The sequence below is a fragment of the Nostoc sp. C96 genome (assembly GCF_059384975.1).
Genome location: NZ_CM182020.1, coordinates 3,882,321 through 3,895,302 on the forward strand (window position 1 = coordinate 3,882,321; position 12,982 = coordinate 3,895,302).

The following is a 12,982-nucleotide window of genomic DNA, read 5'->3' on the forward strand; positions in this document are numbered from 1 at the left end:
CAAGAGTCCATAGTCAAACGTTCATCGTCAAAACATCCTGACTATTGACTATTGACCAAGATTCATTTTTGCTCAAAGCTAGGGGCGTAAACTTGGAGTAAGGTACTAACTTGTTTAAGAACTTCATTACCAGTGTTTTTAGCTAAAACTGGTGTTTTGTTGTCGTTGGGTTGGTCAAGGTTACGACCGATTGCTTCAGTTACTTGTTGAGAAATCAACTCTTGTAGATCGGCTTTGGCACGTATCCGTTGGTAGTTAGCACCTTCTTCTGTGGTTGCATATAAAGGTGGTAAGCGGTTGAGAGCATAAGCGGCGATATCACCCACATCTAGAGAACTTTCGCTGGTAGCTTCAATTTCGGCGACACGGGCGATCGCTTCAGTCAAGACCAATTCTTCCATAACGTTGATAAATTGTTTGCGAGGTACCGCCACTACCTCACCAGTTAATAAGGCTCCCATTAATCGATCCAGAGCCATATACTCTTCTATTGATAGTTCCGATGCGTTATCACAAATTCGCCCAACTTCTGCTTCCATTGCGGGTGTGAGATAACCATCCTGGAGAGCTTGTTCTACAATTTTCTCAATACTCATAACGCTCATCTTATTTAAGCCACCCAAGTAAGGTAAGGACGGTACAAATCCAATTTATCTTGCCCAATTATCGGTGCATAATCTACAAATTATGCACACGCACTATTTAATTCACATTTTTTATTCAAAAACTTGTGTTCGCCAGGGTACTGGATCAACAGATTGGCCATTGACATATAAACCCCAGTGCAAATGTGGCCCTGTAGCAGCACCTGTTGAACCGACTGCGCCAATTAATTGACCAGCTTTGACAAAATCGCCTTCCTTAACGTTAATGCGACTTAAGTGCAAAAATATACTGGTCACTCCTTGACCGTGATCAATGCCAACTACATTGCCATGAACTCGGAAGCCTTGAGATACTGTACCAACTAAAGCAACTCGCCCAGATGCTGGCGCAGTTACAGGTGAACCTGCGGCTCCGGCGTAGTCAACACCCCGATGATAATAATCCTTTGCAAATTTACCATTATAGTAACGACGTACGCCATAGATTGAACTAATCCGGGCTTTACTGGGGGCGATAAATTTACCGTTCCAATATTTTTCTGGTGTTTGCAAGGCTTTGAAAGCTGCTACACGCTTGAGTTCGTACTCTGTGGCTCCATCAGCAGATTTGCCTGGTGATAGAGTAATGCGTTGTACAGGGAATTTGCGCGATCGCAATTTGACTGTTAAGTTCTGTACTTGGCCATCTCCCGCGACTTTCAATGTTCTGTTTCCAGCTGCTTCCAGTGGAGTTGTAGGAATCAAAGCACGATATTTATTGGGGGAAACGGCAAAAGCTGGATAGGTTTTCTCGCCTACTACTACTTTTGGTTGCTGATTATCTTGTTGATTGACATCAATCATGACAGACAGGGTATCTCCCAACTGCGGATTACTGGGAGATAACTGCACTTGCAAAGCAGCTGCTGGTAATGCCAAGGCTAGGGGTAGGGGTAAAGATGCAAATATCCCATAGAAAAGATTTTTAGGATGGCGACTTACTGGCCAATTCTGAGAATTTCTAGCGCGATTCTCGATAGACATAAAAATATAATATGATTCCTTACTTTGGTAAACACACGGACTAGATGATCAGCGCTAGGGCTTCCTAAGCACCATAGAAATTTTTGAACCCCATAATATTATGTCAATAAAGATTCTAAAAGAATAAGCTATAAGCATCTTAGATGCGATCGCCAATGATCATCACTCATTTAAATTAAATAATATATCTGGTTAAGCAAAAATTAGGCTGTCTGAAAGGCTTGAGAGATTTTTTGCTCAAACCCTGGCTGATTCCGATACACTATAGTGTCCTAACATTCAAAGTCTCACTAAAAGTTGTATCAAAAATTATCAAAGTTGTTGTAGCCCATCAGCTAAACCAGACAAGCCACAAAGGTAGCGCCAGAAATAATCCGATAAACGTCAAGGCAATACTACTGGCTAATAAGTTTCGATCCAAGTCATACACTTCTGCCAAAATTAGTACAGAAAGCCCTGTGGGTGTTCCAGACATTAACACCAGCACTAGCCGTTCTTCACCAGTAACACCTAAAAAGGTAGCGCCTAATCCTACTAATACAGGTACAACAAATACTTTTAGAACACTGGCAATTGAAGCAATTTTCAAACTTTTCCAGCCCGTGATTGTACCGAGTCGCAGACCAACAAGTAACAAAGCTAAGGCAATAACTACCCAAACAGCTTGTTCTAATCCTGTCTCAACTACTGCTGGTAATTCAATAAATTGAGTACTCAAGCCGAGAAAAAATGTCCACAAGCTGGGAACTGTGACTAAATCCCGTAACTGAGTCCACCAGTTGTTGTTGATTTTGCTCTTGCCAAAATAGCTGGCAATTAATACAGCAACTCCATAAGTACCGATAACATTGTTGGTAACACTGAATAATACTGCCCAGTCATTGTTTCTTGGACTAGTTAGTACTTGAGTAAGTGTGAGTCCGACGAAACCTGTATTACCTAGAATGGCAGCTAGAATAAAACTGCCCAAACTGGCTTGCATCAAAGACATATCTACTGCTAAGTCCGAGTTTGGTAAATCTGGCTGTTGTTTTCGATTTCTGAACCATTGTAAAGCTTGCCAAATCAACAACGCTAAAACCAGACTTAGCAATAATACTCCAACTGCCACTCCGGGTATGACGAGACCATGAGATAAATCAGTGTGACGCGCCAAAACTAAAATTTGTAATGGCACTCCCACCCAATACAACCCATTACCAAGCCACTTAAGGAAACTATCTGGAATTAGCCGAGAGCCTAGTAATCCTATCCCAACCCAAATGAGAAAAGGAGTATAGGCATGAATCAGACTGTCAATCATGGTAGAGTGGCACCTTGGTTGAGGTGTCAAAAAGAATGCTGTTGTTAGTATGCCAGCACAGCGCTCTTTATGAGAAAAGAACTCAGGAGTCAGAAGGAAATTAGGGCAACATCTTTTCCCATACAGACAACCCCTAGATACCTAGAGAATTCTGAATTCTGTATGCTGACTCTTGATTTAATTTGAATATGCCTCCATAGGCAAACAAGAACAAACAAAATTCCTGTCACCAAAAGCTGCGTCAATACGACCAACACTAGGCCAGAATTTAGATTCCCGTGTCCAAGGTGCGGGGTAAGCGGCTTGTTCGCGGGAATAGGGATGAGTCCAGTCCCCAACGATGAGACTTTCGGTTGTATGAGGTGCGTTCTTCAAGAGATTATCCTCAACATCCATTTTGCCTGATTCGATGTCGGCGATTTCTTGGCGAATAGCAATGAGGGCATCACAAAAACGGTCTAATTCTGCTTGAGATTCGCTTTCTGTGGGTTCCACCATGATAGTACCTGCCACAGGCCAAGAGACAGTCGGCGCATGGAAACCATAGTCCATTAAGCGTTTAGCAACATCATCAATATCGATGTTGGCGGATTTTTTGAGCGATCGCAAATCTAAAATACATTCATGGGCAACCAGGCCATTTTTGCCTTTGTATAACACTGGGTAGTAGCTTTCAAGCCTCTTGGCAATATAGTTAGCATTCAGAATTGCCACTTTCGTAGCTTCTGTTAAACCAGTCGCCCCCATCATAGCGATATACATCCAAGAAATTACCAAAATGCTGGCACTACCCCAAGGTGCGGCGGCGACTGCGCCTGTTGAGTGCTGAGTGGATTTATTGAGAGGAACTACAGCGTGTCCAGGTAAAAAAGGTACTAGATGGGAGGCGACACCAATTGGCCCCATACCAGGGCCACCGCCACCGTGAGGAATACAGAAGGTTTTGTGCAAATTCAAGTGACAAACATCTGCACCAATATCGCCAGGACGACACAACCCGACCTGGGCGTTCATGTTCGCCCCATCCATGTATACTTGTCCACCGTGGCGATGCACAACCGCACAAATTTCTTGAATACCTTCCTCAAACACACCATGAGTTGAGGGATATGTCACCATCAAAGCGGCGAGTTCACTACTATGCTTTTCTGCTTTGATTTTGAGGTCATCTACATCAATATTACCGTCACCATCACAGGCAACGGCTACCACCTTCATGCCACACATTACCGCACTGGCGGGGTTTGTTCCATGTGCGGAGGTGGGAATTAAACAGATGTTGCGGTGTGCTTCGCCTCGACTGGCGTGATATTCGTGAATTACTAAAAGTCCAGCGTATTCACCTTGGGAACCAGCATTTGGTTGTAGCGAAATTCCAGCAAACCCAGTAATTTCCGCTAACCACGCCTCAAGTTGCTGGAACAGAATTTGATAACCCCGCGTTTGCGATGGCGGTGCAAAGGGATGTATCTTGCCAAACTCCTCCCAACTCACCGGAATCATTTCGGCGGTTGCATTCAGCTTCATTGTGCAGGAACCTAGAGGAATCATCGATGTAGTTAGCGATAAATCCTTAGTTTCTAGTTTGTGCAGATAACGCAACAACTCTGTTTCGGAGTGATAGCGGTTAAAGACAGGATGGGTGAGGTAGCTGCTTTGGCGAAGTTGAAGAATATCCGAAGTTGAGTTAGTTAATGCTTCTATAGAGAAGGGTAATTCATCTTTACCCGCAAAAATTTGCCACAGGTCGATTAAATCTTCTGGGGTAGTTGTCTCATCTAAAGAGATACCAACAGATGTCTCATCAAAAATCCGTAAGTTAATATTTCTGGCTTGGCATCCTGCAAGAATATTTTCTAGGCTGTGTGTGCCTAACTCTACTCGCAGGGTATCGAAGAAATTTTCACAACTAATCTTATAACCCAGACGCTTTAATCCTGTTGCCAAGATGAAAGTTAGCTTGTGGATATTCTCAGCAATATTCTTCAGTCCCTCTGGCCCGTGATAAACGGCGTACATACCCGCCATGACAGCCAGTAGCACCTGTGCGGTACAAATATTACTAGTTGCCTTTTCCCTGCGAATGTGCTGTTCGCGGGTTTGTAGCGCTAAACGTAATGCAGGCTTACCGTTGACATCTTTGGATAACCCAACAATGCGCCCTGGAACTTGGCGTTTATACTCTTCTTTAGTAGCAAAGTACGCCGCATGAGGCCCCCCAAACCCCAAGGGAATACCAAATCGTTGTGTGCTACCCACAGCAATATCAGCGCCAAATTCACCTGGTGGTGTAAGTAACGTTAAGCTGAGAGGATCAGCGGCGACTGTAACTAATGCGCCTACTTCATGGGCTTTGTCGATAAAGGCGCGATAGTCGTAAATAGTGCCATCGGTGGCAGGATATTGTAACACTGCCCCAAAAATCGGTTCAGCAAAATCAAAGGTTTGATGGTCGCCAACTAAGATGTTAATTCCCAGAGGTTTCGCCCGTGTTTGCAACACATCAATGGTTTGGGGATGACAGTCACGGGAAACAAAGTAGGTATGGGCTTTATTTTTGCTGACACCATAACTCATACTCATTGCTTCGGCGGCGGCGGTGGCTTCATCTAGTAATGAAGCGTTGGCAATTTCCAAACCTGTTAAGTCAATAATCATAGTTTGAAAATTCAGCAATGCTTCCAGCCGTCCTTGGGCAATTTCTGGCTGATAGGGAGTGTAAGCAGTATACCAACCGGGATTTTCTAAGATATTACGACCAATTACAGGCGGTGTAATGCAGCCGTAATATCCCATACCAATATATGAACGACACACTTGATTTTTAGCAGCAATGTTTTTTAACTTGGCTAAGGCTGCGTACTCACTTTGTGCGTCGGGTAATTGTAGCGTTTGCTGCGATCGGATGGCTTGTGGTACTGTGCGATCGATTAGATCGTCTAGGCTGGCAAAACCCAAAAATTTCAGCATTTGCTGAATTTCATCGGTGTTAGGGCCTATATGTCGCTGAACAAAAATAGAGGACGGTGAATTTGCTGGGATGGTAGACTTGGTTTGAGGTGCATGAGATACCACAAATCGAACTCCGGACGCTACTATTTAATATTTTGCAATAAAAAATTCTTTTAACAAGTTGGCATTTAAGGAAAAGTACGAAGTATGAAATTCATACTTCACACTTCACACTTCTTACATACCTTCTACCAAGGCGCTGTAATTATCAGCAGTCAAAGTATCTTCAAGTTCACTGGGGTCATTAACGCGCACTTTCAAAAACCACCCCTCACCATAGGGGTCATCTGATAGGACTTCAGGATCATCCATTACAATATCATTACGTTCTACGACTGTACCGCTGACTGGTGAATATAGTGTTTCAACAGCTTTCACTGATTCAACTGTGCCAAATTCTTCACCTTTCTCAACAGTAGTGCCAATTTCTGGCAATTCTACAAAGACAATACTACCTAATTGGTTTACGGCATATTCAGTAATACCGATAGTAGCAGTTTCACCATCTAGGCGTACGTATTCATGACTATCTAGGTATTTCAAATCAACAGGATATTTAGACATATCACTTACTCTCCAATATCAAAAAAATTATTGCCCAACAGTAATGCAGGTCATCTTTGATTATGAGCTTTACTGTAGATTGAGTAGTTCACAACACATTATTCCTTAAAAACTGCAAAGCATGAAGCAGAAAGTATGAAGTGAAATTACGCGTAGTAAATTGTCACTTGATCTTTCATTTTTTAGTTTTTGAGCGATAAAAGGGGCGTTTGACTACAACTGCTGGGTAAGTTTTCCCGCGAATTTCTACTTCTATCTGCTGGCCGACACTTGCTAGTTTAGTGGGAACGTAAGCCAAGGCAATGGGATAACCAAGTGTTAGAGAGATAGTACCACTGGTAATTTCCCCAACGACTTGACCTGCTGATAAAACTTGATAGCCGTGACGGGCGATGTTACGTCCTTGCATTTGTAAACCGACGAGTCGGCGTTGCACTCCGTTAGCTTTTTGCTGTTCTAAGACTGACCGCCCAATAAAGTCACCTTTACTATCAAGGTGAACTAACCACCCTAAACCTGCTTCTAGGGGTGTGGTGTTATCGTCGATGTCTTGGCCGTAAAGTGCCATTGCGGCTTCGAGGCGCAGGGTATCTCTTGCACCTAGTCCACAGGGAACGACACCAGCGTTGTAGAGACTACGCCATAATTCTATGCCTACTTCTGGGTTTACCATGATTTCAAAACCATCTTCCCCGGTGTAACCTGTACGGGCGATAAAGGCGGGTTTACCAAGGATGGTTGTTTGTAAATGACCAAATGCTTTGACTGGTTGTAAGTCTGCTTCTACTAATGGCTGGAAAAATTTAACAGCTTGTGGCCCTTGCAGGGCAATTAAAACTTTTTCGGGTGAGAGGTCTTGAAATTGAATTTCATCTAAATTGAGGTTTTGTAATAGCCATGTCTTATCTTTGGTTGTGGTCGCTGCATTGACAACGATCGCCACTTTCTCTTCACCTTGATAATAAACAATAATATCGTCAATAATTCCCCCTTGGGGATTGAGCAATACTGTATATTGGGCTTGACCAGGTTGTAAGCGACTCAAGTCTGAAGGTACTAAACCCTGGAGTTGGTCAATGACTTTTTTCCCTTCCAGGGTAAATTTGCCCATGTGGGAAATATCAAACATCCCAGCAGCATTTCTCACCGCTTCATGTTCGCTGGTGATACCGCTGTATTGTACAGGCATTTCCCAACCACCAAAGCTGGTCAGGCGGGCTTTGAGTTCTACACCCAGTTGATATAAAGGAGTTCGCGCCAAGGATGCGGCGATGTTTTCTTGATTAGCCACAGGTAGTTATGCTCTTCAACATCTATATATCCTAAGTCAAGGCAGAAATTTTATACTTCAGACTTCACCCTTCAGACTTCAACCTAGTAATGTTATTTATAGAAGTGTTGAGATTTGTTAAGAATACATTATGAAATATTTCCGCATACTAGCTAGTTTTGCTTTGGCTATGGTTCTATTTTTATTTCCCTTGTCGGCCGAGGCTGCGAGTTCTTCGAGTATTACTCGTTCTGCGGGAGATGAAGTTAAGGGAAAAGATTTTTCTGGTCAAAGTTTAATTGGGAGTGAGTTTACCAACATTGATTTAGAGAATGCTAATTTTAGCAATGCTGACTTACGTGGCGGCGTGTTTAACGGTACTGTTCTGGAAGGGGTGAATCTGCACGGTGTAGATTTTAGCAATGGCATAGCTTATCTAGCCAGATTCAAAAACGCTGATTTAAGTGATGCAGTTTTGACAGATGCAATGATGCTGCGATCGACTTTTGATAATGTTGAGGTTACAGGTGCAGATTTCACTAATGCAGTGTTAGATAAAACGGAAATTAAAAAACTCTGCGCTAAAGCTAGTGGTGTCAATTCTAAAACTAGTGCAGATACACGCGAGTCTTTAGGTTGTAAGTAAAGTTATAAAAATAACCCTCCTGAGATTTGGGAGGGTTACTAAATACAAATTCCACAACGCAGAGAAGTCTAATCATGTATCAAATTTCGGATGTTTGGAATTACTCTGGATTTGTAGCTTTGTCATCCGTTATCTGAAGATTTCTTTCTATTTGAAATCTTTGTTCGGCGTTACGGAGAAAATAGCCATCAACCATCGCCGAACCTAATAATTTACCTAATTCTTCACGGTTAGTAGTAATAACAGTATTAAATCTGTCATGAGGTAAATTGCCCAACATGGCCACAATAGCCTGTTGAATTAATTGTAATACTTCTGCCGAGTCTGGTTTAGATAGTTGGACAACGGTATCTCGATTTAGAGATTGAACATATTGCCAAAACTGATTTTTATTAGCATCTGCTGGCATAAAATTATCTGGCTGATGATGGGAAATATTACTCATAGGATTATTTTCTGTTGCGCTTCACTATATTGAATTTATCAATTATTCTAAATTTAGAAATTCAGATTAACCGAACATCAGAATTATGGTTTTTTCTACATAGAGTAAGCCAGTCATTCACAAGAGTATTTTTGTACATAATGTATCAAAACCAACTAGGGCAAAATTATATTTTATATAAATTTTTGACGAATTATAGGCAAGTAGATAATTAATTTGATAACATCATAAAACCGTTATTAGATGGCACAGGATATACCCTGTAAAATTATCTTGGCATCTACAGTTTGTTAATAGCTGGCAACTTGCATATTAATTTACGGCTGCTGACTTTAGCCGTTTTGCTATAGCCTCATTGATTGTGTTTGAATTTTTCTCTTCAGAAAAGCATCTATCTCTATTGACCGCTACAAGTATTCAATTTGGAGACAGAAATGAAAAAGTTAGTTCCGTTTATCATCAGTAGCATTCTGTTAGTTGGTGCTTTTGGTTGTCAAGAAACTCCTAAAGATGCTGCTAAAACACCTAGCACTAATAATGAATCTTCCCCAGCATCAGTAAAACCTGCTTCACAGACTACTCAAACGACAGATAAAACACCTAAAACTGCAACTGAAAAAACAGCAGAAACAAAAAATACTCCTGTAACTACAAAATCTGAGGGTGAATTAAAAAAGGAAGTTACCAAAAAGCTGAAAGCAGACTTACCAAACAATCAATTAGAGGTGGAAGCTAAAGCAGGTGACATTGTAATTAAAGGTACTGCTGCTTCTAGTACAGAATTACAGAAAGCAGAAAAATTAGTTAAAGAAGTCCAAGGTGTGAAGAGTGTGAAAGTAGAAGCAAAAGTGCTAGTACCAAGCAAAATTTAAATCTAGCTAAAAATCAGTTTAACAGGACTACAATCTCTGTAAGTCCTGTTTTTTATTGCTGATATTTGCTATTGATTATTTGATAAATTTATCAAAGTAAAGAATCATTACCGGATTAAATTAATTTGTATTTGACAGGGATAATTACTGTATTTTGTGCATCACAACAGATTGTTGCTAACCCAAGGTTTAAATGTGAGGGTGCTGTGAATAAAAGTTTTGATTTAAAGTGCTTATCTGGATTCATAAACATAACTAAATATACTAAAGTCGCTCTCCCTGTGATTAGTCTCGCGTTGGCGGCAATTATGCCTAATGTTGCTACAGCCGAGACTGTGATGCAAAAAGTTGCGCGTACAGGGGTACTGACTGCGGGTACCAGTAAAGATGCACTGCCTTTTGCTTACACAGATAACCAAGGTAAGCTGACTGGTTATTCTGTAGATATGTTGAATTTGATTAAACAACAATTAGAAAAACAATTAGGCAAAAAAATTCAATTAAAACTAGTTGGCGTGACTCCTGCACAGAGAATTCCCAAAATAGTTAAGGGCGAAGTTGATATTGTTTGTGATGCTAGTAGTTTTACTTGGGAACGAGATAAACAAGTTGATTTTTCGGTGAGTTATGGTGTGACTGGAACGCAATTATTAGTGAAATCAGGAAGTAATCTTGGTTCGGCTGAGTCGTTGGTTGGTAAACGAATTGGTGTTTTGGCGCAAACTACAAATGAATTAGCCATTAGACAGGCGCAACCCCAAGCTAAATTGGTGTATTTGAAAAGCCGTGCAGAAGGATATGCGGCTTTGGAACAAGGCAAAATAGATGCTTTTGCATCCGATAGTATTTTGTTGGAGGGATGGTTGCAAAAGGCCAAAAATCCTGATAATTTTGCGATCGCACCTGATAGACCTTTTTCACGAGAAGGTATAGCCTGTATGGTTCCAGAGGATAATTCTAAGTTCCTCGACGCTGTAAATTATTCCCTGGTCAAGTTCATGCAAGGCTTTGTCAACGACGATAGTCAATATGTGGCTATTTTTGACCGTTGGTTCGGGCCGCAAGGTGCAGTTTTTCTGAATCGAGATTTACGCGATTTAACTGTGGAAACAATGCAATTAGTGATTGAATTTCGTGAGGAAATTCCGAAAAGAGAGTTTTAATTAGGGGTGTCAGGGTTTAGAGTGTAGGGAAAAATATATGACTCAGCACTCAGCACTATTCAATATAGGCGGAAACTTGAGATTTACTCAATTCATGTACTAAACGATGTGCTTGGTGTAGGTAGAGGGGATGTTGCAGAGTGGCGGGTATTTGATTCATTAAAGTTCTCGCCAGCTGCATATCGCAACCAGTGACGCGTGAAATCACGGCTGCGCCTTCAAAGGTGGCTTCTGGGGAAATGGTTTTTGCGACTCGCACCCAACATTTACCTGTTTTGATGGTTCCGCGTTCGACTGCTTGTAGCCCTTCAATGGTGGCTAAAACTATTAAGCGATCGCCTACAATTAATTTCATATCATCAGAGGGCATAAACTTGGGTGTATATTGGTTCGCTCTCAGATGAAAAATTGGCACTAGTCCGTAGCCATAAGCAATATCAGCGATTAATTTGCCATTGAGGGTGTCGTCAGCTTCAATTTGATATTCGGTAACAAGAGTTGTTTGGTTATCTAAACGAAATAAATTTACAATATTTTCCCCAAATGCTGCACCTACAAAAGCCTCGGCGGCTAATTCATACACTCCCAAAACTCTCGCATAAGGTAGCAGGTTTGCCACATTTTCACTAAAACGTGGGTCAAAGGTACGAATGACTAAGTTGGCTTTTGGGTTGACGGTGCGTGCTTTTAAGGCAATTTCTAAATTTGTCACTTCATCATCGGTTACGACAATGACACTTTTGGCAGTTTGAATATGAACTTTAGTTAAAGCACTGTTAATGTTTCCTAAAACCAAAGGCATTTGGGGCAAGATTCCTGGTTCAATGTCTTTGGTATTTACGCCTACCAAGGGTTGTTTGAGTTCTTGCAACAACTCGGCGACTCTTCGACCAACTCTTCCCATCCCAACTATGACTACATGGTCTGTTTTGGGAATGGGGGGACGACGTTTAGAAAACTGAAATCTTGCAGATAAAACACGTTCGGTCATTAAAGCATAGAGAATGCCGACAAACAGTGTACCAGTAACGCTCATGGTAATACTAAATAAATGCAGCCACCATGTAATTACAAAAGGTATTTTTTGCTGACCAAATAAATCACCATAGCCACCGAGACTCAATACCAAAGCCACATTCAGCGCATCTTGCCAGGTCATTTCGGGATACTGTGATTTATAAAGCAGTGTTCCTAACAAGAACAAAATCACCAAAAATAATGCGCCAATAAAAGCAACTCGACGGGTTTGAGTACTTTCTTCCCAAAACTGAGTTAATTTGTGGTGCAGATTTTGCCATTTTATCTCAGTGACAATCTCATTCCAGGATTGTCCAAATGTGTTCATCTGTTTTGGGGAATGAGTAGTGAAATTTTCAGTTGCTTCTACATAAAAAATAGAGTCTCCGGGAAGGAGTTTAGCATCTGGTTTCCATTGATAGAAACCTTTGGCTAGAGGTTTTCCGGCTCTGGCGTGGACAAGTACACGGCGATGGCTGGTATTAACTTCGGAAAGACAACAATGACTCCAACGATGGGAACCATTGATGTGTACTCCGAACACTTGCAGTAAACGGTTATTTAAATTAAAAAATCCTCTGGTTTCACAGCCTAATGCGGCTAAAGCAAAACTATTAGCTGGTAATTGCGTTGCTTCAAAGGCGATAAAATTACCCAAACTTTGTTGTAGTAACTCATTCAGGTTATCTTGGGCGGAACGGATAACTAAACGCACTTGCGGATTAAGCGATCGCGCAGCAAATGCTGCGGCTATATTCACGCACTCATCACTTGTTACAATCAAAATTGCCCGACACTGTTTAATTCCTGCTTGTTCTAATATTTTTGGTTGGCGACAATCACCAGTGACTAATTTATCTATACAATCTGGTAATTCAGGAATTTCCCAAGTTTGAGTATTTATCTCTTCAATTGCATTGACTTTAACTCCAAATTCCTTCAGCACAGATACGCAATATTGCCCTAAACTGCCCAGTCCACAAACTAAGAAAAAGTTCGGATCTATTGTTGCATTCTGTCCCATATTTGGATGATAGTCAGCAGATTTTATTTTACTTTTTT

11 protein-coding genes are annotated in these 12,982 nt (G+C 41.3%); 3 read left to right on the forward strand and 8 right to left on the reverse strand.

Features of this window, described 5'->3' with window-relative positions:
- Window positions 1-62: 62 nt before the first annotated feature.
- The 6 genes from AC504W_RS16530 to gcvT all read right to left on the reverse strand — a co-directional run bounded on the left by AC504W_RS16530 (window position 63) and on the right by gcvT (window position 7,798).
- Window positions 63-596, reverse strand: a complete 534-nt coding sequence (locus AC504W_RS16530) for a late competence development ComFB family protein (protein WP_494873374.1) — start codon at window positions 594-596, stop codon at window positions 63-65.
- A 120-nt stretch (window positions 597-716) separates the two neighbouring features.
- Window positions 717-1,628 carry a M23 family metallopeptidase gene (locus AC504W_RS16535; RefSeq protein WP_494873375.1) on the reverse strand — a complete coding sequence of 304 codons (912 nt, stop codon included), beginning with the start codon at window positions 1,626-1,628 and terminating at the stop codon, window positions 717-719.
- A gap of 331 nt (window positions 1,629-1,959) precedes the next feature.
- Window positions 1,960-2,931: an AEC family transporter gene (locus AC504W_RS16540; protein ID WP_494873376.1), complete on the reverse strand. Its 972-nt coding sequence runs from the start codon at window positions 2,929-2,931 to the stop codon at window positions 1,960-1,962.
- 177 nt (window positions 2,932-3,108) lie between these two features.
- A complete protein-coding gene (gene gcvP, locus AC504W_RS16545) occupies window positions 3,109-6,006 on the reverse strand; it encodes an aminomethyl-transferring glycine dehydrogenase (protein WP_494873377.1) in 2,898 nt (965 codons plus the stop codon).
- A gap of 114 nt (window positions 6,007-6,120) precedes the next feature.
- A complete protein-coding gene (gcvH, locus tag AC504W_RS16550; protein WP_096578136.1) occupies window positions 6,121-6,507 on the reverse strand; it encodes a glycine cleavage system protein GcvH in 387 nt (128 codons plus the stop codon).
- A gap of 175 nt (window positions 6,508-6,682) precedes the next feature.
- Window positions 6,683-7,798 (reverse strand): glycine cleavage system aminomethyltransferase GcvT, encoded by a 1,116-nt coding sequence (gene gcvT / locus AC504W_RS16555; RefSeq protein ID WP_494873378.1) that lies wholly within the window; start codon window positions 7,796-7,798, stop codon window positions 6,683-6,685.
- Window positions 7,799-7,928: 130 nt separating this feature from the next.
- Between gcvT and AC504W_RS16560 the strand changes: the two genes are divergently transcribed.
- Window positions 7,929-8,423 (forward strand): pentapeptide repeat-containing protein, encoded by a 495-nt coding sequence (locus AC504W_RS16560; protein ID WP_494873379.1) that lies wholly within the window; start codon window positions 7,929-7,931, stop codon window positions 8,421-8,423.
- 100 nt (window positions 8,424-8,523) lie between these two features.
- Here the strand turns inward: AC504W_RS16560 and AC504W_RS16565 are convergent, their stop codons facing one another.
- Window positions 8,524-8,868: a DUF760 domain-containing protein gene (locus AC504W_RS16565; RefSeq protein ID WP_096578142.1), complete on the reverse strand. Its 345-nt coding sequence runs from the start codon at window positions 8,866-8,868 to the stop codon at window positions 8,524-8,526.
- Window positions 8,869-9,302: 434 nt separating this feature from the next.
- Here AC504W_RS16565 and AC504W_RS16570 point away from each other — a divergent pair, with 434 nt between their 5' ends.
- Window positions 9,303-9,740, forward strand: coding sequence for a BON domain-containing protein (locus AC504W_RS16570; RefSeq protein WP_494873380.1), 438 nt, complete (start codon window positions 9,303-9,305; stop codon window positions 9,738-9,740).
- Window positions 9,741-10,048: 308 nt separating this feature from the next.
- Window positions 10,049-10,903: an amino acid ABC transporter substrate-binding protein gene (locus AC504W_RS16575; protein ID WP_494873381.1), complete on the forward strand. Its 855-nt coding sequence runs from the start codon at window positions 10,049-10,051 to the stop codon at window positions 10,901-10,903.
- A 55-nt stretch (window positions 10,904-10,958) separates the two neighbouring features.
- On the opposite strand, the gene AC504W_RS16580 is transcribed toward AC504W_RS16575, so the two are convergent.
- Window positions 10,959-12,944 (reverse strand): potassium channel family protein, encoded by a 1,986-nt coding sequence (locus tag AC504W_RS16580; RefSeq protein ID WP_494873382.1) that lies wholly within the window; start codon window positions 12,942-12,944, stop codon window positions 10,959-10,961.
- Window positions 12,945-12,982: the final 38 nt, after the last annotated feature.

Excerpts from the sequence above, each read along its gene's own strand:
- AC504W_RS16530 (WP_494873374.1), bottom strand. The coding sequence starts at position 596 with ATGAGTATTGAGAAAATTGTAGAACAAGCTCTCCAGGATGGTTATCTC.
- AC504W_RS16535 (WP_494873375.1), bottom strand. The coding sequence starts at position 1,628 with ATGTCTATCGAGAATCGCGCTAGAAATTCTCAGAATTGGCCAGTAAGT.
- AC504W_RS16540 (WP_494873376.1), bottom strand. The coding sequence starts at position 2,931 with ATGATTGACAGTCTGATTCATGCCTATACTCCTTTTCTCATTTGGGTT.
- gcvH (WP_096578136.1), bottom strand. The coding sequence starts at position 6,507 with ATGTCTAAATATCCTGTTGATTTGAAATACCTAGATAGTCATGAATAC.
- AC504W_RS16560 (WP_494873379.1), top strand. The coding sequence starts at position 7,929 with ATGAAATATTTCCGCATACTAGCTAGTTTTGCTTTGGCTATGGTTCTA.
- AC504W_RS16565 (WP_096578142.1), bottom strand. The coding sequence starts at position 8,868 with ATGAGTAATATTTCCCATCATCAGCCAGATAATTTTATGCCAGCAGAT.
- AC504W_RS16570 (WP_494873380.1), top strand. The coding sequence starts at position 9,303 with ATGAAAAAGTTAGTTCCGTTTATCATCAGTAGCATTCTGTTAGTTGGT.
- AC504W_RS16575 (WP_494873381.1), top strand. The coding sequence starts at position 10,049 with ATGCCTAATGTTGCTACAGCCGAGACTGTGATGCAAAAAGTTGCGCGT.
- AC504W_RS16580 (WP_494873382.1), bottom strand. The coding sequence starts at position 12,944 with ATGGGACAGAATGCAACAATAGATCCGAACTTTTTCTTAGTTTGTGGA.